Source organism: Micromonospora sp. NPDC048935 (assembly GCF_043197875.1).
In the GTDB taxonomy this organism is placed as follows: domain Bacteria; phylum Actinomycetota; class Actinomycetes; order Mycobacteriales; family Micromonosporaceae; genus Micromonospora.
The window spans coordinates 99,191-121,311 of sequence record NZ_JBICTZ010000005.1; the positions used below are offsets into that span (position 1 = coordinate 99,191).

The following is a 22,121-nucleotide window of genomic DNA, read 5'->3' on the forward strand; positions in this document are numbered from 1 at the left end:
TCACCCCCTCGGCTCGGCGACGCGCGCCAGCAGCAGGCTCACGTTCTGGCCGCCGAACCCGAACGAGTTGGTGACCGCGTACTCCGGGTCGGTCTTGCGGGGCGTGCCACGGATGTGGTCCGCCGGGCAGGCCGGATCCGGATCGTCGAGGTGGTACGTCGGCGGCAGCAGCCCCCGACCGAGCGCCAACGCGGTGGCCGCCGCCTCCAGCACCCCGGAGGCGCCGAGCAGGTGACCGGTGAGCGCCTTGGTGGAGCTGACCGGCACACCACCGACGCCGAAGACGTCCGTGAGGGCGGTGGTCTCCGCGATGTCACCGAGTTTCGTGCCGGTGCCGTGCGCGTTGACGTAACCGACCGCCGCCGCCGGCACACCGGCGCTGCGCAGCGCCCGGCGGATGCACGCCGCCGCGCCGGCACCGTCCGGGCGGGGCGCGGTCGGGTGGTACGCGTCGGTCGTCGCGCCGTGCCCGGCCACCTCGGCGTACCCGGCGACGCCGCGGGCCGCGGCGTGCTCGGCGTTCTCCAGAACCAGCAGCGCGGCGCCCTCGGACAGGACGAACCCGGTGCGGGAGGTGTCGAACGGCCGGCTCGCCCGGCTCGGGTCGGTGCCGGCGCGCGCCAACGCCCGCGCGTTGCCGAAGGTGTCGGCGAAGGTCGGGAAGAGCGGCGCCTCGCTGGCCCCGCAGAGCACCACGTCGGCCTCCCCGGTCGCGATGAGCCGGACACCGTCGGCGACCGCCTGCGCGCCGGAGGCGCAGGCGGTGCCGACCGACGAGCTGTAGCCCCGGATGCCGTGCGCGATGGCGATCCGCGCCGCCGGCATGTTCGGCAGGATCCCGGTGAGCAGGTACGGGCTGACCGCCGCCCGACCCCGGGCCGCCCGGGCCAGCACCTGCGACTCCAGGGTGGCCATCCCGCCGACCCCACCGACGATCACACCGATCCGGTCGGGGTCGACGTCGCGGCCCACCACGATGCCGGCGTCGGCGAGGGCGTCGGCGGCGGCGAGCAGGGCGAGGACGACGATCCGGTCCAGCACCCGGGTCTCCGGCCCGGACGCGACGGTGCGCGGGTCGATGTCGGGCAGCAGGCCGGCGACGTCCAGCGACCCGCTCGCCGGGTGCCCCTGCGGTGGACGGGTCAGCCCGGACCGACCGGTGGTCAGCGCGTCGAAGGTCTCCTCGACGCCCCGCCCGACCGGGGTGAACAGACCCATCCCGGTGATCAGGGCGGTCACGCCGCCACTCCGCTTCGCTGCGCGCCGGCGTGACACTCCACGCGGCTGAGCTGCCTGATTCGCTCGCTCATGACGTGGCCTCGGTGAGGTAGCGCTCGCGCAGGACCACCTTGCGGACCTTGCCGGTCACGGTGACCGGAATGTCGGCGGAGGCCACCGGCACCACCCGGCGCAGCGTGGCGCCGACGTCCGGGCCGAGGGCGGCGCGGATCCGCTCGGTGCGGTCCTCTGCCTCGTCGGCGCCGGCGGCCAACTCCAGCAGCACGTCGGTGACCACCCCGCCGGCCTCGGCGACGATCACCACCGTGCAGTCGGTGACGTCCGGGCAGGCGGCGAGGATCCGTTCCTCGGACAGCGCGGTGTAGAAGCGCCGCCCGTCACCGGCGTCGACCGAGTCCACCGCCCGGTCGACGTGGTAGTAGCGGCCCTCGGCGTCGACGCGCACCAGGTCACCGGTCAGGTACCAGCCGCGCTGGCGGAAGCGGTAGGTGGTGATCGAGTCGTTCCAGTAGCCCCGGAACAGTGACGGCGAGTCGATGCCCAGGAAACCCACCTCGCCGACCGGCACCGGCTCGCCGTCGGCGTCGAGCACCGCGACCCTGGTGAACTGGTACGGGCGACCGATGCAGCGGCCGTACCGGTCGGTGTCGGCGCGGTGGGTGATGTGGAACATCGAGTGCCCCATCTCGCTGGAGCCCAGCCCGTCGATGAAGACCGAGCCGGGCACCCTCGCCACCCCGTCGCGGGTGACCGTGTCGTGCCAGCCGACCGCGACGAGACGGCGGATGTGCGGCTCGTGCGAGGCGTCGCCGGTGTTGAACCACAGCCGCACCGAGTCCAGGTCGTACCCGGACAGGTCGAAGCGGGCCAGCTCCGCCCAGGTGACCGAGAAACCGAACACCCCGTCGGGGCGCCAGCGTTGGATGGCGTCCAGCACCCGTTCGCCGCCCTGCTCGGAGAGCAGGAACATCTGGGCGCGGTTGCCCAGCGCCTGGTTGACCATCAGCACCGTGGCGGTGTGCGGGGCGGGCAGCGCGTTGAGGATCCGGCTGGTGCCCTGCGCCTGCGGCATGGTGAGCAGGTGCCGGGTGGCCGCGAACAGGCTGGCGTGCGAGTGCAGCACCGCCTTGGGCACCCCGGTCGTCCCGGAGGTGTGGGTGATCACGATCGGGTCGTCCGGGTGGTGCCGGTAGTGTGCCGGGGCCGCCGCCGGGTCGCCCGCGCCGGCTTGCGCGGGGGTGCCGAGCAGCGGTACGCCCAGGTCGTGCCCGGCCAGCAGCGCGGTGTGCGCGTCGTCGGCCAGCACACCGACGCCCCGCAGGCGGCGGATGTACTCGGCGGCGATCTCCGGGCGGAGTCTGCCGTTCATCAGCGCCGGGATCGCCCCGAGCCGGGCCAGCGCCAGGAAGCTCAGCACCATGTCGGCGGCGGCGGTGGCCCAGACGGCGACCGGGTCGCGGGGGCGTACCCCCTGTTCGTGCAGCCAGGCGGCGCGGGCGGCGACCCGTTCGTCGAGCTGCCCCAGCGTCAGGGGTGTCTCGGCGGGGTGCCCGTCGACGGCGGTGTCGAAGGTGAGGCCCGGCCCGTCCGGGTCCGCGCCATGCGCAAGCACCCGGGCCAGGACGTTGCCCGCGCCCACCTCGGTGTCGGCGGCCAGTGCGCCGCGCAGTCCCCGTGTCCTCATGGTCGTGCTCCTCCCCCCAGCAGCACCGCGACCGCCTCGGTCGGCCGGTCGGGTGCCTGTTCGATCAGGATCAGCAACACCTCGTCGGCGTCGCCGTCGTCGCGCAGCAGGTCGGCCTCGGCGACACCGTCGGTGTACGGGTCGCCGGTCGGGCTGAGGCAGACCACCGGGCCGCGCAGGTCCCAGCGGGCCGCGAGGTGCCCGGCGACGCTGTTCGGCACGGACTGGAAGAAGAACAGCGGGCCGACCCGCCCGCCGGCCTCGACGGTCGCCCGTACGTGCTGGGCGCTGGCGAGATCACCGCTGGCGCTGACCAGCACGATCGCCGTCCGCACCCCGGCGGGCACTCCCGCCGACCCGTACCCCCGCCGCAGACACCGCTCGGCGACGGCCACCACCACCGGCGCGAAGTCCGAGTGCACGAACCCCGGCACCCCCGGCGCGGCCGCCCCGTCCCCACCCTCGGGCCAGCGTGCCCGCGCCAACACCCCCGGTGAACCCGCGGGTTCGGGTTCGTCGGTGCGGAGCGTGCGGGACCGCGGGGAGTGGGGGGCAGTCATCCGACGCCGACCAGGAGAGCGGTGTTCGCGCCGCCGAAGGCGGCATTCAGGGTCAGGGCGTGGGTGGCTTCCGTCTTCCGGGGACGGTCCGTGATCACGTTGAGCGGGCAGGCCTCGTCGGGGGCCAGCCAGCCGGCGTTGACCGGCAGCTCGCCGTGTCGCAGCGCGAGCGCGGTGACCACCAGTTCGAGCAGCCCGGACGCCTCCAACGCGTGCCCGTGCACCGACTTGGTGGAGCTGACCGGGACGCGGCTGCCGTGCGCGCCGAGGGCCCGACGCAGGGCCGCCGCTTCGGCGGCGTCGCTCTGCGCGGTACCTGTGGCGTTGGCGTTGACGTAGCCGACGGCCTCCGGTGGCAGCCCGGCCCGGCGCAGCGCGGCGTCGACCGCGCGGGCCAGCCCGGTGCCGCCGGGCTCCGGCTGGCAGGGATGGAACGCGTCGCCGGCCCGTCCCCAGCCGGCCACCGTGGCCACCGGATCGACGCCGCGCCGCCGGCCGGTGCTCGATTCCAGCACGACCGCGGCCACGCCGTCGCCCAGCAGCAGCCCCTGGCGGCCGGCGCTGAACGGGCGGACCGCCCCGTCGACCGCGAGGGTGCGACCGGCGTCGAAGAGCGCGAACTGGTCCGGCTCCACCAGGTAGCCGGCCGCGACCACCACCCGCTCGACGTCACCGCGGGTGATCCGGGCGGCGGCGTCGGCCACCGCCGTGCTCGCCGACACACAGGCGCTGGTGTAGACCCGGGTGTGCCCGGAGAGTCCACAGCGGGCGGCGAGCCGACCGGCGAGCACGTCCGGGGACGGGCCCGCACCGGGGGCCGGGCCGCCGTGCACGGCGAGCAGCAGGGCACACCCCGTGCGCCGCGCGCGATCCAGGCCGGCCGCCCGGCAGGCCGCGTCGACCGCGGCGGCCAGCTCGTCGAGGAGCGTGCCGACCTCGGGCCCGGTGGCCGCCACGGTGACCCGGCGGGCGGCGGTGTCGAACCGGCCCACCGGGCCGAACGCCGGCACCCCGGCCAGCGCACCGGCGAGCTGCGCGTCGGCGCCCCGTCCCAGGGCGCTGACCGCGTACACGCCGGTGAGCTGGGCGACGCGCGCCTCAACCATCTGCGGAGGCGGTCAGTGACGCCCGGAACACCGCCAGGGCGTCGTCGACGGTACGGATGCCGGCCAGTTCGTCGTCGGTGAGGTCGAGCCGGCACTCGTAGCGCTGCTCGACGAGGTGCACCAGCCAGGCAAGCTCCATCGAGCCGATCCGGTCGGACACCTCGGCAGCCGGTTTCGCGGTGAGTTCGGCGAGCATGGTCATCAGGTCAGCTCGCCCCAGCTCGGGCTGACCGCTCATCAGGCTTTGTCGCTCGTCGCCTCGGTGACGTCGCTCGTCGCCTCGGTGACGCGACTGGCGACCATGGTGGTGAACTCACCGACCGTCATCAGGGCCAGTTGCTCCGACTCGTCGTCGGCGAACGTCAGGCCGTACCGGTCCTCGACCCGGACGGACAGGTCGGCCAGGGCGAGAGACTCCAGGTCGACGCCGGACGGGCCGAGGGTGGTGTCGTCGTCGAGCCCCTCGACGTCGTAGTTCATGTCGGCGAGCTGCTCGACGACGAAGGCGCGAACCTCGGCTCTCATGGATACCCTCTCTGCGTGGGTCAGCTGACGGCGCCCGGTCGGGACACCGCCTACGTGTGGGTCGGCCGGGACACCGGCGGTCAGCCGGATCCGGCCCCGGTGCTGCTGCGGCGGGCGGGTGCCCTGCTGCTCGGTCGCGCGGAGACCGCCGTGGTGCTGACGCACGACCGCGCTGGACGGCCGGTCGTCCGGGTCGACGCGGCCGAGTTGGCGGTCAGCGTCAGCCGCACCCCAGGGCTGGTGGTGGTCGCCGCCCGCCGGGCCGGCGCGGTCGGCGTGGACGTGGAACGCATCCGGGACCTGCCGGCGCTCGCGCTGGCCCGCCGCTGGTTCCCACCCGCCGAGTTGGCCTGGTTGGGCGATCGGCCCGAGGCTGGCCGGACGGTGGACTTCCTGCGCCTGTGGACCGCCAAGGAGGCGGTCGGTAAGGCGCTGGGGCGGGGGTTGCGCGACGGTGGCCTGCGTCGGTTGATGCCGCCGCCGGGGCTGCCGTTGCGAACGGTGCCCGACGCCGGGGCCCTGCGGGTCGGCCATCCGCAGCTGGGCCCAGGGCTCGTCCTGGCGCTCGCCGCGCAGGCGACCGGGCAGATCGACGTCGAGATCGTGCAGCGGCCCGGTCACGGGGTGACCGCCGAGCGCAGCGCGTCGGTCGAGCGCACCAGCTTGCCGGTGGTGGTGCGGGGCAACTGATCGACCAGGTGCAGGACGCGGGGCCGCTTGTAGCCAGCCAACCGCTCCGCGAGGAGCTTGTCCAGCGTCTCCTCCGACAGCGGGCCGTCCGGCTGGACGTAGGCGGTGATGCCGCCGTCCCAGACCACCACGGCCGCCGCCACCCCGGTCAGCTCGGCGACGGTGGCCTCCACCTCGGTCAGGTCGACCTTCATCCCGCCGACGGAGACCTGCGAGTCGAGCCGACCGCGCACCGTGACCAGGCCGGTGTCCTCGTCGACGGTGCCGGCGTCACGGGTGTGCAGCCACCCGTCGGACCACCGGGTCGGGTCGCTCAGTCCGACGTACGGCGACGCCGGGCAGGAGACCCACAGCTCACCGCCGACCTCGCGGACCTCGATGCCGGGCGCCGGGGCGATCGACGGTCGGTGTACGCCGTACAGGTCGGTGCCGATCACCCCGACCTCGGTCATCCCGTACATGTTGCCCAGCGGCACCCCGTACCGGTCGGTGAACGCCCGGGCGACGGCGGCCGGCACCAGCTCGCCCCCGGTGGTCATCCGTCGTAGCTGCGGCAGTGGCCCGGCCGGTCGCGTGGAGGCCAGCAGTCCGATGTGGAACGGCACACCCAGCACGGTGGCCGGTGTGGTGTCGGCGCTGATCGCGGCCAGCACGGCGTCGCCGCTGAGCCGCTGGGGCGGGACCAGCTCGACCCCGGCGTGCAACCCGTAGAGCAGGCCGCCGACCAGGCCGAGCACGTGCACCATCGAGGGCAGCAGGATGATCCGCTCGCCGGGCAACGCCACCCCGTCGATCCGGGTGTAGCGGTGCACCTCGGCGACCAGGTCCGCCGCGGTGCGACCGATCACCTTGGACGGGCCGGTGGAGCCGGAGCTGAGCTGGACCACGGCGTGGCCGCTGACCGCCGGACGGTCGGCGTACCGGGTGACGCCCTCGGTGACGTCGACGAAGATCCTCAGCGCGCCGCCACCGGTCCGCACCGGGGCGACCACCACCTGCGGGGTCAACCGGAGCAACGCGCGGTCCACCTCGTGATCGGTCAGCCGGTGATCGAGCAGGATCGCCTGCGCCCCGGCCCGCCAGGTGGCCAGCAGGTTCACCACGTACGCCAGGGACGGCGGCAGCCGCAGCGCCACCGCGCCACCGGGGCGCAGTCCGGCGGCGGTGAGCCGCTCCTGCGCGGCGGTGACCAACCGGTGCAGGGTGGCCCGGTCGACAGGCTCGGGCAGACGGAGACAAACGTCGGTGGGCTGGCCTGTGAACAGGATTTCGTCCACCCAGCCTGGGTCTGTCGCCGTAGGATCTTCTGCCGTCACCGCTGATCACCGCCCAGCATCAAAAAGGGCGAAACCGCCCATCACAAACGCTTGTCGGGGTGTTGCGGGGAACCATACGACTCCCACCACCCCATTGCCAGATGCGAATGGATGGATCAAAAGAAGCGGCCAGCCGGATTGCCGACAGCCCGTTCGGCGGGCAGGATCGGGCAGGCGATTCGGCAGAACGTCACCGAGGCATGACGCCTCGTACAACCGTCGCGCGGCCCCAGCCGGACGGCCGATGGCGTCGCGGTCACCGGCTGAGCCCGACGAGGGTGGCGAGCCGTGCCACGCTGGCGGCCGCGCGGCCACTGTGGGCGATCTCGGCGACGAGGGTACGGGCGGCAGGCCGGTGGCGGACCTCGTCGGGCGCGACGGTGTCGGCGTCGACCAGGGTGCGCCCGGCGGCGGCGAGGTCGCCGACGTCGAGGTAGGCGCGGGCGGCGTCGAGAAGGTGGGCGGCCCGATGCTCGGCGGGGAGTCGACGCCAGTCGTCGCCGCGGATGACCTTCTCGTGGCGGTACACCGCCTGGGCGGCGTCGCCCAGGTACAGGGCGCTGACACAACGGGCCAGTCGCACGGTGATGGGGCCGAACGCGGTGTGGTGCGGGTCGTCGGTGCTCGTACACCGGTCGGCCAACGCGGCGGCATGGTCGGTCAGGTCGTCGGCGCGGCGGCCGTCGCCACAGCCGGCAGCGGCCATGGCGGCCTGGAGCAGCAGCGTTCCGCGTACCCCGTCGTCAGCCGCCGTGCCCACGGCGGCGACGGACGCGGTGAGGGCGAGGCGGTCGCGGCCCAGGGCGCGCAGCGCCTGCGCCACGGCGATCGTGGCGGTGCCGGTGCGGATGGGGTCACCGGTGGCGGCGGCCACGGCCCGGTCGGCCGCCAGCCAGGCGAGGTCGGGCTCGCCGAGCTTGACGAGCACCGAGGCGGTGATCCGGTACGCGGGCACCAGCAGGCCCGCGCTGGTGTGGGCGGCGTCGAGCAGGGCGGGCAACACCCTCAGGAGGTGGGCGTAGTGGGCGTGCTGGTAGCTGAGCCAGGCGTGCGTGACGTGCCGGCCCACCTCGTCGGCGGGCACGACGGCTGCATCTGAAGACGCCGTACAAGTGGAAGAAGGGTGACACTCCCCGGACGCCGTGGCCGTCGTTGACCACGGCGCTGCTGTCCGAGCAGCTACAGCGGACGGTTGGTCTCGATGAGCTGGGTTGGCCAAGCGATGGGTTCGAGGCCGTTCCCGCCTCAGCCGGTCTTGATCTGCCCTGGTCCGCAGGCGGGGCCTTGCGGGCGGGCGAGGTGGTAAACGAACCTGAGGGGATGACGCACCGACGGATGTTCCTCACTCTGCTCGGTTCCGCACTGACATCACCGGCGCACGAGTGGCTGATCGCCCAACCACCGCAGGACCTCGCATCGACCGCCGGCCGCCCCGTGTCCGGCGACGTCGTAGATCACCTGGACGCGGTGACCGCCAGTCTGCGACGGATGGACGACCACCTCGGGAGCGGCCAGACTCTGGGTCTGGTCCGCCAACACCTGAGCACGGTGGTCGAGGTGCTGCGCGAACGCAGCTATACCGACACAGTCGGCCGACGCCTACACGGCGCCGCCGGCGAGCTGTTACGCCTCGCCGGTTGGCTCTCCTTCGACGACGGCCACCACACCCAGGCGCAACGGTTCTGGATCGCGGGCCTCTATCAGGCCAACGCAGCCGGTGATCGCGGGCTCGGCGCGAACATCCTCGGCTTCATGTCCTGCCAGGCCAAAGATCTCGGTCAGCTCCGTCAGGCCGTGACCCTCGCGGAGACCGCGCGAGCCAGCTACCCGGCTACGAGCCCCAAGGTGGGGACGATCCTCGACCTGCGGGCCGCCGAGGCGTATGCCAACAACCGGTCGGTAACCGACACCCGCCGGGCGCTCGACAAGGCATTCGGCAAGTTCACCGACAGCCGCCCGGAGCACGGGGACCCCGACTGGTCCTACTGGATCAACGAGGCGCAGGCCCACGCTCAAGCCGGCTACTGTTTCGTCAAGCTCGAAGACTGGACGCGCGCTCGCGACCACCTGCGGGCAGCGCTGCGGCTACAGAGCAACGAGTACACCCGCGAGGGCGCACTGCGTAACGCGTTGCTTGCCACCACGTACGTCCAACAGAAGCACCCCGAGTTGGACAAGGCGCTCGCCCTCGGCGACCAGGCCGTGCAGACCCTGACCGGGCAGGTCACCTCCACCAGATGCATCAAGCACGTCCGCAACCTGGTTGGCGCGCTGACTCCGTACAGGCGCACTCCCGCTGTCCGCCGCTTCTGTCAGGACGCCCGAGACCTCATCGCCTCCTGAGCAGCGGCTCGGGCCTTGAGCGGTTCGCGCGCGCTAGCTGGGTTTGATGCCGGCGAGCTGAACGAGTAGCTGAATCAGCCGGTACGCCTCGGCGATGTCGGCGGCGTGGAAGGCGACCGTACGGCCGCCACCGACACGGGTCACACCCGGCACCAGGACTGCCAGGTCGACCATGTACGGGCCGTACAGGTCGACCTCGACGTCCACCGGCCCGGCCATCTTCGCCGGGCGAATCGAGGCACGCCGGGCGATGGCGTCGGCGGCAGCGTGGCGCAGCCGCTCCCGTGCCTCCTGCGGATGCAGAGTGACCGCGGCGGCCTGACCCAGGGTCTGCTTGACGGCGACGGTGACTGCCGAAGGCACCAGCTCACTGAATTCCGCGCAGGCGGTGTCGTCCCCGCTGAGCAGGACGACGGGCACGTCCAGGTGCCCGGCCATGGCGACGTTGAGGCCGATCTCGCCCACCGATCGTCCGACCACCCGCACGTCGAGGATGGCGTCACTCATCGTGTGTGCCAGCACGGCAGGCCCGGCACCGGCCCGAGCGTGATAGCCGACGAGCAGAACGGCATCGGTGTGCTCGTCCAGCCCGGCGAGCATGCCCAGCGGGCGGGGTTTGCCCCGCACGAGGTGGGCACGGCGGTCGAGGTCCTCCGGCAGGAGGTTCCGGAACGTTCCGTGTGCGTCGGCGACCCACACCACGGCGTCGGGTTCGGCATCGAGAACACCGGCGATCACCGCGTTCGCCTCGGCCGTCATCAACGCCCGGCCGCGCTCGTAGTCGTACCGATCCGGATTCGTCTCGGTGGGATGCACGATCCCCGCGCCGCCTTCGAGGTCCACCGAGATCAGCACCTTCATGGCTACAGAACCCTACGCGCTCGCGACCCGATGTCGACCCCGCGCGGCGCAGCCAAGGCGTCGTCCCGCCACGCCCGATCTTGCATTTTCGGTCGTCGAGATGCGTGAAGTGCCCCCGATTTCGCGACAGTAAGTGCAAGATCGCGGGGAGGGTCCGTCGATCATGGAGTTGTGGTGCCTAGCTTGGTGCCATTCGGGCACTTTGTCGCCCACCACAACTCGATGCTCGACAGGGGGCAGCGCGGTGGGGTGGGGTGGGCGTCAGGTCAGCGCGGGGGTCTGGGCGTGGATCTGGAAGCGCAGCGAGCGGGCGTCGGTGAAGCACTCCCGCATCGGGCGCACCAGATCCCGGTGCTCGGGGCTGCGCTCCCATGCCTCGAAGTCGGCGAGGCTCGCCCACTCGCTGGTGATGAGCCACTGTTCCGGGTCGGTCGACGAGCGGCACACCTGGTCGACCAGGTGTCCCGGCACCCCGTCGGCCACCAGGTGGCGTACCTGCTCGTAGGCGGCGAGGAACTCCTCGGTGCGTGGCACCGGCACCCGCACCAGGAACACCACCCGCGCCCGCTGTTCGCTCACGGCGTCTCTCCCCTCATCGGCACCGCCCCGCGCAGGACCAGCGCACTGTTGAACCCGTCGAAGCCCCGCGCGCAGACCAGCGCGAGCCGGCTGCGCGGCTGGCGGTGCTCGCGCAGGAAGTCCAGCTCGCACCCCTCGGCGACCTCCTGCGGGCCGGCCGACGCGGGCAGTGTGTCGTGCGCGAAGGCGAGCAGGGCGGTGGCCACGTCCAACGCCGACCCGCCCTGGTACGCCCGCCCGGTCAGCGGCTTCTGCGTCGTCACCGGCACCGGCCGGTCGGCGAACACGGCGCGCAGCGCCTCGGCCTCGCTGCGGTCGTAGCGGGGCACGCCGAGGGCGTCGGGCAGCACCACGTCGATTCCGGCCGCCGCGACGCCGGCCCGGTCCAGGGCCAGCCGCATCGCCCGCGCGTACTGGACCGGGTCGCCGGCGCTGTCCGCCGTGGTGTGCGCGGCGTCGTGGGTGGAGCCCCACCCGCTCACCTCGCCGTAGACCCGGGCGCCCCGGGCGAGGGCATGGCCCAACTCCTCCACCACGAACACCGCACCCCCCTCGGCCGGTAGGTAGCCGCTGGCCGAGGCGTCGAACGGCCGGTACGCCCGCTGCGGGTCGGAGACGTCACTGAGCAGCCCGGAGCGCAGTTGACAGGCCAACGCGTACGGGCTGAGCGGGCACTCGGTGGCCCCGGCGATCACCACCGGGGTGCCCCGGCGTACCGCGCGGGCGGCGTGCGCGAGGCTGTCCAGCCCACCGGCGGCCTCCGCGACCAGCACCCCGCTCGGGCCCTTGAACTGGTGGTGGATGGAGAGCTGCCCGACGCTCGCCGCGTAGAACCAGGCGATCGACTGGTACGCCCCGACCGTGCGGGACGTGCCGCCCCAGAGCCGTTGCAGCTCCCGCTGGCCGAACAGGTTGCCCCCGGACGAGCTGGCCAGGGTCACCGCGTAGCCGTACGGGTCGGGGGCCCGGTCGGGCAGCCCGGCGTCGGCCAACGCCAGCCGGGTCGCGGCGAAGCCGAGGTGCGTCCACCTGTCGGTCTGCACCACCTGTCGACTGTCGGCGTAGGAGTCGGCGGTGAAGCCGGGCACCTCCCCGCCGAGGCGGGTCGGATAGCCGGCCGGGTCGAACAGGGTGATCGGCCCGGTCCGGCGGGTGCCGGCCAGCACCGTTCGCCAGTGGGCGTCCGCGCCGATGCCACTCGGCGCGACCACACCGATGCCGGTCACCACCGCCCGGGCGGCGCTCACTCCGCCGCCGGGCCGGGCGGCGCTCACGCCGCCACCGGGCCGGACGCCGCCGCCGGGCCGCGCAGCCGGCGGAACACCATCGCCGACTGGAAGCCGCCGAACCCGCTGCCCACCGACAGCGCCACGTCGACCGGGACCTCCCGGGCCTCGTTCGGTACGTAGTCCAGGTCGCACTCCGGGTCCCGGGTGCTCCAGTTTGCCGTGGGTGGCACCACGCCGAACTCGATCGCGAGGGCGCACGCCGCCATCTCGATCGACCCGATCGCGCCGAGCGAGTGCCCGACCATCGACTTGATCGAGCTGATCGGCACCCGGTACGCGGCCTGACCCAACGCCCGTTTGAACGCGGCGGTCTCGTGCCTGTCGTTCTGCTTGGTACCCGAGCCGTGTGCGCTGATGTAGGACACCTGCTCGGGGAGAATCCGCCCCTGCTTCAGCGCGTCGGTGACGGCGAGGCTCATCTCCAGGCCGTCCGGACGCAGCCCGGTCATGTGGTAGCCGTTGCTGCGGCTGGCGTAGCCGGCCACCTCGCAGTAGATGTGCGCGCCCCGCCGGCGGGCATGCCCGACCTCCTCCAACACCAGCACCGCCGCACCCTCGGCCAGCACGAACCCGTGCCGGTCGGCGTCGAACGGGCGGGAGGCGTGCGCCGGGTCGTCGTTGTCCGGGCTGGTCGCCTTGATCGCGTCGAAGGAGGCGACGGTGACCGGCGAGATGGGTGAGTCCGCCGCGCCGGCCAGCATCACGTCCGCCTCACCGTCCACGATCATCTGGTGGGCGTAGCCGATGGCGTCGATGCCGGAGGTGCAGCCGGTGGACACCACCTGCGCCGGGCCGTGCAGCCCGTGCCGGCAGGCCACGTCGGCGGCGAGGCTGCTGGGCACCAACGCCTGGTAGAGGTACGGGCCACCGCGCGTCGCGTCGACAAGCCAGCGGCTGCCGTGCTCGCTGACGGTGACGTACTCCTGCTCCAGCGCCATCGTGCCGCCCACGGCGGTGCCGAGCACCACCCCGGCCCGGTCCCGCTCGGCGTCGCCGAGCACCAACCCGGCATCGGCGACGGCCTCCGCGGAGCAGGCAAGCGCGAACTGCACGTACCGGTCGGCCCGGCGTCGTTCGGCGTCGGTGAGCCCCGCGGCGACGGGGTCGAAGTCGCACTCGGCGGCGATCTGCGACCGGAACGCCGACGGGTCGAAGAAGCTGATCCGCCGGGTGGCGGTCCGCCCCTCCGTGATGGTCTTCCAGAACCGGTCCCGGCTGGCGCCCCCGGGGGCGACCACCCCGATCCCGGTCACCACCGTGCGGCGTCCGCTCACGACGGCACCCCGGTTCGCGACTGCCGGGCCCGCAGCCCCGGCGCGTTCCTCGCGCTCACGACCCACCACGCTGTTCGGCCAGCTCGGTGTCGACGTGCCCCAACTCCGGGCGGGGGGCGAGCGGGCCCAGGTGGAAGACCACCTCGGCCGGTTCGACACCGGTGTTGCGCAGTCGGTGGCGCACGTTCACCGGGACGAACAGCGCCTCACCGGCGGCCAGCAGGGTCGGCTGGTCGTCCAGGTCGACGGTGATCGCGCCGCGCACCACGTACAGGAACTCCTCGCTGTACGGGTGGTAGTGCTCGGCGATCCGCTCACCCGGCGCGAGGGCGGCGACCCCGAGGAAGCCGGAGGTGCTGCCGACGGTGCGGGGGCCGAGCAACACCCGTAGCTCACCGCCGCGTCGCCGGTCGGCGGGTACGTCCCCGGCGGCGATCGGCCGGGTGCTCAGGTCACTCATCGTCGGCCTCCGTCGGGTCGGCGCCGGCCGCCGGGGCGTCCTGGTCGGCGCGCTGTCGGGCGATCCGCTCCACCCGGTCCTTGATCACCGCGAGCTGGATGACGCTGTTGGTGTTGATCCGCTCGGTCATCCCGGCGTTGTCCAGCGGCGCGGTCGGCTTCATCGCGAAGTCCTGCGTCCAGGTCATCCGGGTGCCGCCGGCCTCCTCGGTGTAGCGCCAGTGGATCCGCATGTACTCGAACGGCCCGGTCTCCACCCGGTGCGCCCGGACCTGCCTGCTCACCGGGTCGGAGGTGCGCTCGCTGACCCAGCTCCAGGCCACCCCGTTCTCGTCGGGGTACATGGTGAGTCGGAACCGCACCGTGTACCCCTCGCGGTGCAGAATCTCCACCACGGCGTACTCGGTGAACAGTTCGGTCCAGTTCGCCACGTCGTTGGTGACGTCCCAGACCAGCGCGAGCGGCGCGTCGATGAGCACTGTGTTCTCGGTGTGCCCGGGTGGGTCGGCGCGGCGGGCGATCAGGTCGGCCACCGCCGGGATGCTCAGCTCCGCGGCCTGCTCGGGGATGCTCACCTGCCACCGGTCGGCGACGACCGCGGAGAGTTCCAGCAGGGCGAGGGAGTCCATCCCCAACTCTTCCAGCGAGGCGGCCGGCGCCCGGGCCGCCGCGTCGGGGTCCAGCCCACAGTGCGCCACCAGGATGTCGGTGATCTCGGCGGTCATCGGGCGACCATGAGTGACGGTCATCGGGTCCTCCTGAGGGTTACGTCGGGCTCCGCGGCGGACGCGGGGCGCGGTGCGGGGGTGGCCGTGGGCCGCTGCGCGGACGCGCCGAGCAGACGGTCGACCAGGCCGGTGGTGTAGCGGCCCTTGCGGAATGCGGCGTCGTCGAGCACCCGCCGGACGAACGGGATGGTGGTGTGCACGCCCGGCCCGGCGATGTCGAACTCGTCCAGGGCCCGCTCCAGCCGGTTGAGCGCCGACTCCCGGTCCGGCGCCCAGACGATCACCTTGGCCAGGAGCGAGTCGTACCAGGGGCCGACCAGGTAGCCGGCGCTGGCGTGGGTGTCCACCCGGGTGAACGGGCCGCCGGGCGGGGTGAAACGCTCCAACCGGCCGGGGGTCGGTGCGAAGTCCCGGGCCGGGTCCTCGGTGTTGACCCGGCACTCGATCGCGACGCCGTGCAGGCGGATCTCCTCCTGCCGCAGGCGCAGCGGCACCCCGGCGGCGATGTGCAGTTGCTCGTGCACCAGGTCGATCCCGGTGACCATCTCGGTGACCGGATGCTCCACCTGGATCCGGCAGTTGATTTCCAGGAAGTGGAACTGTTCCTCGGCGTCGACCAGGAACTCCAGCGTGCCGGCGCCGACGAAACCGACCCGCAGCGCAGCACGGAGGGCGGCCTCGGCGATGGTGTCGAGCACTGCGGCGGACAACGCCGGGGCGGGTGCCTCCTCGACCAGTTTCTGGTGCCGGCGCTGCACCGAGCAGTCCCGGGTGCCCAGGTGCACACCGTTGCCGTGGGAGTCGCAGAGCACCTGCACCTCGACGTGGCGCGCCTCGGTGAGGTACCGCTCGACGTACACCCGGTCGTCGCCGAAGGCGGCCTGCGCGGCGGCCCGGGTGCGGGCGTACGCCCGGTGCAGCTCGCCCGGGGTGCGTACCACCGTCATCCCCCGGCCCCCTCCCCCGGCGGCGGCCTTCACGATCACCGGGTAGCCGATGGCCCCGGCCACCTCGGCGGCCGCGGCGGCGGTCGGCACCGGTGCGACGCTGCCCGGCGACAGGGGCAGGCCGGCGCGGCTCAGCAGCGCCCGCGCCGAGGACTTGTCGGCCAGCGCGGCCATCACCGCGGGTGGCGGGCCGATGAAGATCAGGCCGTTGTCCGCGCAGATCTCGGCGAAGTCGGCGTCCTCGGAGAGGAATCCGTAGCCGGGATGGACGGCCTGCGCGCCCACCTGTCGGGCCGCCTCCACGATCGCGGCGGCGTTGAGGTAGCTGCGCCGGCTCGACGCCGGCCCGATCCGGACGGCCTGGTCGGCGAGGCGGACCGCGGCCGAGTCGGCGTCCGCGGCGGAGTAGACCACCGCCGTGCGCACACCCAGCTCCTTGCAGGCGCGCAGCACCCGCAGCGCGATCTCGCCCCGATTGGCGATCAGCACGGTCTCGAACATGGTCAACCACCCTGCGCGGTCATGCCGGGTCCACCTCGACAAGCGGCTGGTCGTACTCCACCGGGTGGCCGTCCTCGACGAGGATCGCGACCACCCGGCCGGCGCGGTCGGCGGTGACCTCGTTCATCAGCTTCATCGCCTCGACGATGGCGACCGGCTGGCCCGGGCGGACCAGGTCGCCCACCGCGACGAAGGGCTTGGCACCGGGTTCCGGCGCCCGGTAGAAGGTGCCGACCAGCGGTGCCCGCACCGCGGCGGTCGCCGGCGGCCGGTTCGGTGCCGTGGACCGGCCGGCGGCCGGGGCCGCCGACTCGGCAGACCCCGCGGGTACGTCGGCACGGGTCGGCTCCTCCGGGTGCCACTCGACCTCCAGCACCGCCGGGCCGCTGCGCAGCCGGATCCGGCGCACCGGCCCGGCGAGTTCGGCGATCAGGTGGTGGGCCTGCCGGCGCAGTCCGGCAAGGGCCTCCTCGTCACCCATCGCGGCGTCGTGGGGTGTCTCGACTGTCGACACCGTCGCGTCGCCGGCGGTCACCGGGCACCCGCCCGGGCACCGGCACGTGTCGTGCCGAAGCGTCGGAAGCGCTGTCGGCGCAGGCGCACCAGCATGGCGGGCGGCACGTCCAGCAGCGGCAGCAGATTGGTCAGCAGGGCGGCGCGCAGCCGGCGGGCGGTCTCCGCGGGGTCGTCGTGGGCGGCGCTGGACGGCTCCGGTACGACCTCGTCGATCACGCCGAGCCGGTACAGGTCCGGCGCGGTCAGTCGGAGCGCGCGGGCGGCCTGCGGTGCGGCGGACCGGTCCGGCCAGAGGATCGCGGCACAGCCCTCGGGGCTGATCACCGAGTAGACGGCGTTCTCCAGCATCAGCACCCGGTCGGCGACGGCGAGGGCCAGGGCACCGCCGCTGCCGCCCTCTCCGGTGATCACCGCGAGCACGGGGGTGGGCAGCACGGTGAGGGTGAGGATGTTCTCCGCGATGGCCGCCGCCTGGCCCTGTTCCTCGGCGCTCACCCCGGGGTCGGCGCCGGGGGTGTCCACGAGCGTGACCACGGGCAGGCCCAGGCGGGCGGCGAGGCGCATCAGCCGCAGCGCCTTGCGATGCCCGGCCGGGCTGGCCATGCCGAAGTTGCGGGCCACCAGCTCGGCGGTGGTGTGCCCCTTCTGGTGGCCGATGACCATGACGTGCCGGTCGGCCAGCCGTGCCACACCGCCCACGATGGCCGGGCAGTCCGCGCCCAGCCGGTCGCCGTGCAGCTCCAGGAACCCGTCGAAGACCGAGTCGAGATAGTCCAGTGTGGTGGGTCGACCGGGGTGTCGGGCCATCCGGACGGTGTCCCACGCGTCGCGTACCGCCGGGGTGGTCGGCGCGGCCCCGACGGCCGTCGGGTCGGCCGGGCGCGCGGGTGTCGCGCCGGTGTCGGCCAGGCGCTCGCGACGCGGCGCCGGCTCCTGCCGGGGTACGGGCGGACGACTCGCTCGGGTGGCGCGAGTGGCGGCGAGCAACGCCGCCAGCCGGGGGCGCAGGGACCGGCGCTGCACCACCATGTCGACCTGCCCGTGCCGGAGCAGGACGTCGGCGGTCTGGAAACCCTCCGGCAGCGCCCGGCCGGTGACCTGACGGATCACCCGGGGGCCGGCGAAGCCCATCCGCGCGCCGCTCTCCGCGAGCACCAGGTCGGTGTTGGTGGCGAACGACGCGGCCACCCCGCCGTAGGTCGGGTCGGTCAGGACGCTCACGGTGACCAGGCCCGCCTCGCGCAGCGCGGCGATGGCCTGGCTGACGGTGGCCATCTGCATCAGGGACAGCACGCCCTCCTGCATCCGTGCCCCGCCGGACGCGGTGACCAGGATGAGCGGGACACGGTCGTCCAGCGCCCGCTCGGCGGCCCGGGTGATCAACTCGCCCACCGCGCAGCCCAGGCTGCCGCCGAGGAAGCGGAAGTCCATCACCGCCAACGTGGCCGGGTGACCACCGATGGTGGCGGTGGCGCAGACGACCGCCTCGGAGAGGCCGGTGCTGGCCCGGGCGGCGCTGAGCCGGTGGGGGTACGGCAGCACGTCGACGAAGTCGATCGGGTCCGCCTCGGGAAGCTGGTCGGGCAGCAGGCGCAGCGACCCCGGGTCGACAAGTTGGCGCAGGCGTTCCGGAGCGCCGAGTCGGGCGTGCTCGCCGCACTCCGGGCAGACGTCCAGGTTGCGGCGCAGCCGTTTGCGGTAGAGCAGGCTGGCGCAGCCGGCGCAGCGGGACCAGAGCTGCTCCTCGCGGGGCGCGGTCGCTGTCACGACCGCCGCCGGTTGTCCGGGGGGTCGAACCGGTAGAAGCACCGCGCCATCGCGTCGCGCGGCGAACGCCAGGTGGACAGGTACGGCGACACGTACGGGCGCAGCCGGTCGCTGACCCGGATGAACTCCGGGTGGCCCCGGGCGCCCTCCACCGCGCTCTCCGCTGGATGCTCGGTCTCGAGCAGGTGCACATAGAGGTCGTGCAGCCGGTACAGCGAGCGGTGCCGGACACCGACCAGACGCGGCAGTTCCGTCGCGTCCGACTCGGCGAAGATCTCGGCGACCCGCTCCTCGGCGGTCGGATCCACCTTCGCGACGATCAGCGATCGGTCCATGCTGGGCCTCCCCCCACGGCGTCCGGCCGGCGACGGGTGGCCCCCGGACGCGCTGGACTACTGCCGACACGATGCGGCAGTCCTCGTCACGGCGGCGTCACCGGACCGCACCGGTCAGCAACGCGCGCCGGTGACGCTGCGTTGACGCATCCTGTGTATCAGCTATGCGAGCGCTGTATCCCATAGACAGTGTTTGCCCAGTTCAGAACCGATCTCAGGTTGACTGTCGCCAATACACGACCCACAACGGCGTTGACTCAACGTGACTGCTATTGATAATCTTCATCGTGGTCAGCCCGGCCGCCTCGGCGGGCGGGGCCGCGCCCGGCAGCCGAGGGCCGCGCCTGCACCGGTGGGGCCGACAGTGGCGTCACGGGCAACCGATCCGGGCCACAGCAGACAGTCGGGACGAGCGTTCCGCAGGGGGTGCCGCCGTGACCGCTGACCCGTCCGTGCCGACCGCCGGAGATCCGCCCGGCGAGGGCGTCGCACTGCACCTGCTCGGCGGCTTCCGACTGTTGCGCGAGGCGGCGCCGGTCGTGGTGCCCCGCGGGCTGCAACGGGTGATCGCGCTGATCGGGCTGCGCCCGGGCGCCACCCGCAGCCAACTCGCCGGCCTGCTCTGGCCCGACGCGTCGGAGGAACGGGCGCTGTCGTCACTGCGCACCGCGCTGTGGCGACTCCGGCAGGACCCGTGCTGCCCGATGACCGTGGCCAGCGACACCGTACGGCTCGACCCGACGGTCCGGCTCGACGTGGACGACCTGGTCGGCACCGCGGCCCGGGTCCGCGACGGCGACGACCCGCGCATCGCGGCGGGAGCACTCGCCGCCGGCCGACACGACCTCCTGCCCGGCTGGTACGACGACTGGGTGCTGCTGGACCGGGAGAGACTGCGCCAACTGCGCCTGCACATGCTGGAACAGGTCGCCGGGCAGCACCTCACCGCCGGACGGCACGGCGAGGCCCTGGAAGCCGCGCTGGAGGCGATGGCCGCCGAGCCGTTACGGGAGACACCGCACCGGCTGGTGGTCCGCATCCACCTGGCCGAGGGCAACGCCTTCGAGGCCGTCCACGCCTTCTACGTCTACCGGGACCTGCTGCGCAGGGAGCTGAGCCTGGAGCCGAGCCCCGCGATGAGCGCCCTGCTCGACGACACGCTCGCCCCGATCCGGCAGGCCACCCGCCATGCCGTCACCGACCGCCCGTCACCGGCGGGCCGGCGTACGTGACGGAGATGTGACAGACGCTGCGGCACGGTAGGCGCACAGAGCACGTGGCGCCGATCCGAGGGTCGGGAGGCCACCGGCGGAAGGGGTCCCATGAGTCGTCTACTGATCGTCAGCCGGATCATCCCGGGCGCGGAGGGGCGGGTCGCGCAGATCTTCGCCGAATCCGACGCCACCGACCTGCCCGGTCTGACCGGTGTCACGCACCGGTCCCTGTACTGCCTGCACGACCTGTGCGTACACCTGCTGGAGACCTCGGACGACATCGACCCGGACGCCCTCGCGGCGGCCCGCAACCACCCGCTGTTCCAACAGGTCAACGAACGGCTCTCCGCGCACACGTCGCCGTACCTGCCGACCTGGCGCTCCCCCCGGGACGCCATCGCCGGCTGCTTCTACCGGTGGGACGCGCCCCCGGCCGTCCCCGACGTGCCCGCAACGCGACCGGCCGGCACCGACGTGCCCGCGGCGCGACCGGCCGGTTGAGATGTCCGCCGCCGGGCCGCACGTCCTGGTCATCGGCGCCGGCACGGGCGGGTTGTGCCTGGCGCACGGCCTGCGCCGGGCCGGGATCAGCGTCGCCGTCTACGAGCGGCACCGCGACCGCGCCGAAGGTCTGCTCGGCTACCGGGTCGGCATCGGCCCCACCGGTAGCCGGGCGCTGCGGGAGTGCCTACCCCCGGAGCTGTTCGCCACCTTCCTGGCCACCTGCGCGCGGCCGCCGCACTACTTCAACGTGGTCACCCAGGGGCTCCGCCAGACCGCGTCCTTCCCCCTGCGACCCAGCGCCGACCCGGTACAAACGGAACACTCGGTGGCCCGGATGGTGCTGCGCCAGGTGCTGCTGACCGGCCTGGACGACGTGGTGCACTTCGACAAGACCTTCACCCACTACGAGCAACGCGACGACGGCACGGTCACCGCGTACTTCGCCGACGGCACGAGCGCCACCGGCAACCTGCTGGTGGCGGCGGACGGCACCCACTCGGCGGTACGCCGGCAGTACCTGCCGCACGCCGTCACCCGCGACGCCGGCACCATCAACATCGCCACCCGCATCCCGCTCACCGCGCACACCCGCGGCCTCGTCCCGGAGCGGGTCCGCCAGGGCATCTCGCTGATCTTCGGCGTCGGCGGGATGATGGGCGTCCTGCACGTCATGGAGTTCAAGTGGGACGCCCGCCGGGCGATCAAACCCGGCGTCAGCGACGCCGACGCCGCGCTGCTGCGAAACTGGCCCGGCCTGTCGCACGACACCACCACCGACAACATCAACCTGATCATCTGGAGCACGGGTCGCCGATTCCCGGCCGACGTCATGGAACGCCGCGGCGAGGACCTGGTACGCGTCGCCCTGGACCTCACCTCGAACTGGCACTCGAACCTGCGGGAGTTGCTGACCCGCGCGGACCCGTCCAGTGCCCTACCGATCCGAGTGTCCACGTCCGAGCCGGTGCCGCCGTGGAAGAGCAGCACCGTCACCATGCTCGGCGACGCCATCCACACCATGACCCCGGGTCGCGGGGTGGGCGCGAACACCGCCCTGCGCGACGCCCGACTGCTCTGCGAGCAGCTCGGCCGCGCCGCCACCGGCGACAAGACGCTGGTGCAGGCGGTCGCGGACTACGAGGCCGCGATGGTGCCGTACGGCTTCGCGCGGGTCGCCGAATCGCTCAATCGCAGCGGCACCAACGGCGACGACCGGATGTACCGGCCGGTCGTGGGTCGACTCGCGTTGCTCGGCGCGCGCGGCTACTTCGGAGTGACAAGTCGGGTGCCCCGGCTGCGTCGCCGGTTCGTCGACGACTTCCACACCTACGAGGGCGACCAGGACTGAGTCAGACATCGGCCCGGCGACCCGGGCTCGGCGTCCCCCGCCGGGCCCGGGTCTCGTCGTGCCGGGTGTCGTCGTGCCGGCGTTCGTCGTGCCGGCTCTCGTCGTGGCGGGTCTTCGTGTCGTCCTGGGGTGACGTTGCTTGTCCGGTGGCGACGCTGATTGTTCGACGACGCTTGTTCGGTGCGACGCTGCGTCACCCGGCGGGCACCGCCCGAGGTGGTCGTCCCCACCGGGACGCCCGCGGCCGATCCTCTCACTTGCCGGCAACACGCGTGTGCGAAGCTGCGGCGAGTTTTTCTCGTGCCTTTTCCAACGAGTTGAGAGGGAGGTTCGCCG

23 protein-coding genes are annotated in these 22,121 nt (G+C 73.2%); 5 read left to right on the forward strand and 18 right to left on the reverse strand.

Going from position 1 to position 22,121, the window contains the following annotated elements; translation table 11 throughout:
- From ACGFIW_RS16155 to ACGFIW_RS16180, 6 genes are all read right to left on the reverse strand, one after another.
- Positions 1 to 1,239 (reverse strand): beta-ketoacyl-[acyl-carrier-protein] synthase family protein, encoded by a 1,239-nt coding sequence (locus ACGFIW_RS16155; protein WP_393315558.1) that lies wholly within the window; start codon positions 1,237 to 1,239, stop codon positions 1 to 3.
- 67 nt (positions 1,240 to 1,306) lie between these two features.
- Entirely contained in the window at positions 1,307 to 2,923 is a 1,617-nt protein-coding gene (locus ACGFIW_RS16160) for a class I adenylate-forming enzyme family protein (RefSeq protein WP_393315561.1), read from the reverse strand.
- Entirely contained in the window at positions 2,920 to 3,483 is a 564-nt protein-coding gene (locus ACGFIW_RS16165) for a beta-ketoacyl synthase chain length factor (RefSeq protein WP_393315563.1), read from the reverse strand. The genes ACGFIW_RS16160 and ACGFIW_RS16165 overlap by 4 nt, the downstream gene beginning before the upstream one ends.
- On the reverse strand, positions 3,480 to 4,589 hold the full coding sequence (locus ACGFIW_RS16170; RefSeq protein ID WP_393315566.1) for a beta-ketoacyl synthase N-terminal-like domain-containing protein: 1,110 nt from the start codon (positions 4,587 to 4,589) through the stop codon (positions 3,480 to 3,482). Before ACGFIW_RS16170 ends, ACGFIW_RS16165 begins: the two co-directional genes overlap by 4 nt.
- Positions 4,582 to 4,827: an acyl carrier protein gene (locus ACGFIW_RS16175; protein ID WP_393315569.1), complete on the reverse strand. Its 246-nt coding sequence runs from the start codon at positions 4,825 to 4,827 to the stop codon at positions 4,582 to 4,584. Before ACGFIW_RS16175 ends, ACGFIW_RS16170 begins: the two co-directional genes overlap by 8 nt.
- Positions 4,827 to 5,114 (reverse strand): acyl carrier protein, encoded by a 288-nt coding sequence (locus ACGFIW_RS16180; protein ID WP_393315572.1) that lies wholly within the window; start codon positions 5,112 to 5,114, stop codon positions 4,827 to 4,829. The genes ACGFIW_RS16175 and ACGFIW_RS16180 overlap by 1 nt, the downstream gene beginning before the upstream one ends.
- Positions 5,115 to 5,129: 15 nt before the next feature.
- Between ACGFIW_RS16180 and ACGFIW_RS16185 the strand changes: the two genes are divergently transcribed.
- Complete coding sequence (locus ACGFIW_RS16185; protein ID WP_393315575.1) at positions 5,130 to 5,804, forward strand: 4'-phosphopantetheinyl transferase family protein; 675 nt, start codon at positions 5,130 to 5,132, stop codon at positions 5,802 to 5,804.
- Here ACGFIW_RS16185 and ACGFIW_RS16190 read toward each other — a convergent pair.
- On the reverse strand, positions 5,732 to 7,081 hold the full coding sequence (locus tag ACGFIW_RS16190) for a class I adenylate-forming enzyme family protein (RefSeq protein WP_393315578.1): 1,350 nt from the start codon (positions 7,079 to 7,081) through the stop codon (positions 5,732 to 5,734). The two genes, ACGFIW_RS16185 and ACGFIW_RS16190, sit on opposite strands and share 73 nt — an antisense overlap.
- A 295-nt stretch (positions 7,082 to 7,376) precedes the next feature.
- Positions 7,377 to 8,204 (reverse strand): XRE family transcriptional regulator, encoded by an 828-nt coding sequence (locus ACGFIW_RS16195; protein ID WP_393315581.1) that lies wholly within the window; start codon positions 8,202 to 8,204, stop codon positions 7,377 to 7,379.
- 236 nt (positions 8,205 to 8,440) lie between these two features.
- Here ACGFIW_RS16195 and ACGFIW_RS16200 point away from each other — a divergent pair, with 236 nt between their 5' ends.
- A complete protein-coding gene (locus ACGFIW_RS16200) occupies positions 8,441 to 9,463 on the forward strand; it encodes a hypothetical protein (RefSeq protein ID WP_393315583.1) in 1,023 nt (340 codons plus the stop codon).
- A 33-nt stretch (positions 9,464 to 9,496) separates the two neighbouring features.
- Here ACGFIW_RS16200 and ACGFIW_RS16205 read toward each other — a convergent pair whose 3' ends face one another.
- The 10 genes from ACGFIW_RS16205 to ACGFIW_RS16250 all read right to left on the reverse strand — a co-directional run bounded on the left by ACGFIW_RS16205 (position 9,497) and on the right by ACGFIW_RS16250 (position 18,719).
- Complete coding sequence (locus ACGFIW_RS16205; protein WP_393315586.1) at positions 9,497 to 10,324, reverse strand: M55 family metallopeptidase; 828 nt, start codon at positions 10,322 to 10,324, stop codon at positions 9,497 to 9,499.
- Between the two features lie 261 nt (positions 10,325 to 10,585).
- Positions 10,586 to 10,903, reverse strand: a complete 318-nt coding sequence (locus ACGFIW_RS16210) for an antibiotic biosynthesis monooxygenase family protein (RefSeq protein ID WP_393315589.1) — start codon at positions 10,901 to 10,903, stop codon at positions 10,586 to 10,588.
- On the reverse strand, positions 10,900 to 12,150 hold the full coding sequence (locus ACGFIW_RS16215; RefSeq protein WP_393316460.1) for a beta-ketoacyl synthase N-terminal-like domain-containing protein: 1,251 nt from the start codon (positions 12,148 to 12,150) through the stop codon (positions 10,900 to 10,902). The genes ACGFIW_RS16210 and ACGFIW_RS16215 overlap by 4 nt, the downstream gene beginning before the upstream one ends.
- Before the next feature lie 23 nt (positions 12,151 to 12,173).
- Positions 12,174 to 13,466 carry a beta-ketoacyl-[acyl-carrier-protein] synthase family protein gene (locus tag ACGFIW_RS16220; RefSeq protein WP_393315592.1) on the reverse strand — a complete coding sequence of 431 codons (1,293 nt, stop codon included), beginning with the start codon at positions 13,464 to 13,466 and terminating at the stop codon, positions 12,174 to 12,176.
- A gap of 55 nt (positions 13,467 to 13,521) precedes the next feature.
- Positions 13,522 to 13,926 carry a cupin domain-containing protein gene (locus ACGFIW_RS16225; protein ID WP_272611493.1) on the reverse strand — a complete coding sequence of 135 codons (405 nt, stop codon included), beginning with the start codon at positions 13,924 to 13,926 and terminating at the stop codon, positions 13,522 to 13,524.
- Positions 13,919 to 14,674 (reverse strand): SRPBCC family protein, encoded by a 756-nt coding sequence (locus ACGFIW_RS16230; protein ID WP_393315595.1) that lies wholly within the window; start codon positions 14,672 to 14,674, stop codon positions 13,919 to 13,921. Before ACGFIW_RS16230 ends, ACGFIW_RS16225 begins: the two co-directional genes overlap by 8 nt.
- On the reverse strand, positions 14,671 to 16,101 hold the full coding sequence (locus ACGFIW_RS16235; RefSeq protein ID WP_393315598.1) for an acetyl/propionyl/methylcrotonyl-CoA carboxylase subunit alpha: 1,431 nt from the start codon (positions 16,099 to 16,101) through the stop codon (positions 14,671 to 14,673). Before ACGFIW_RS16235 ends, ACGFIW_RS16230 begins: the two co-directional genes overlap by 4 nt.
- A gap of 19 nt (positions 16,102 to 16,120) precedes the next feature.
- A complete protein-coding gene (gene accB / locus ACGFIW_RS16240; protein ID WP_393316463.1) occupies positions 16,121 to 16,582 on the reverse strand; it encodes an acetyl-CoA carboxylase biotin carboxyl carrier protein in 462 nt (153 codons plus the stop codon).
- Between the two features lie 50 nt (positions 16,583 to 16,632).
- Complete coding sequence (locus tag ACGFIW_RS16245) at positions 16,633 to 18,384, reverse strand: acetyl-CoA carboxylase carboxyltransferase subunit alpha (protein WP_393315601.1); 1,752 nt, start codon at positions 18,382 to 18,384, stop codon at positions 16,633 to 16,635.
- Entirely contained in the window at positions 18,381 to 18,719 is a 339-nt protein-coding gene (locus ACGFIW_RS16250; RefSeq protein WP_393315604.1) for a TcmI family type II polyketide cyclase, read from the reverse strand. Before ACGFIW_RS16250 ends, ACGFIW_RS16245 begins: the two co-directional genes overlap by 4 nt.
- 434 nt (positions 18,720 to 19,153) lie before the next feature.
- Here ACGFIW_RS16250 and ACGFIW_RS16255 point away from each other — a divergent pair, with 434 nt between their 5' ends.
- The 3 genes from ACGFIW_RS16255 (at position 19,154) to ACGFIW_RS16265 (ending at position 21,785) form a co-directional block, all read left to right on the forward strand.
- Positions 19,154 to 19,951, forward strand: a complete 798-nt coding sequence (locus tag ACGFIW_RS16255) for a BTAD domain-containing putative transcriptional regulator (RefSeq protein WP_393315607.1) — start codon at positions 19,154 to 19,156, stop codon at positions 19,949 to 19,951.
- A gap of 90 nt (positions 19,952 to 20,041) precedes the next feature.
- The gene (locus tag ACGFIW_RS16260) at positions 20,042 to 20,434 is read left to right on the forward strand and encodes a TcmI family type II polyketide cyclase (RefSeq protein WP_393315609.1); all 393 of its coding nucleotides are present in this window, start codon (positions 20,042 to 20,044) and stop codon (positions 20,432 to 20,434) included.
- A gap of 1 nt (position 20,435) precedes the next feature.
- A complete protein-coding gene (locus ACGFIW_RS16265) occupies positions 20,436 to 21,785 on the forward strand; it encodes an FAD-dependent oxidoreductase (protein ID WP_393315612.1) in 1,350 nt (449 codons plus the stop codon).
- The last annotated feature ends 336 nt before the right edge of the window (positions 21,786 to 22,121 follow it).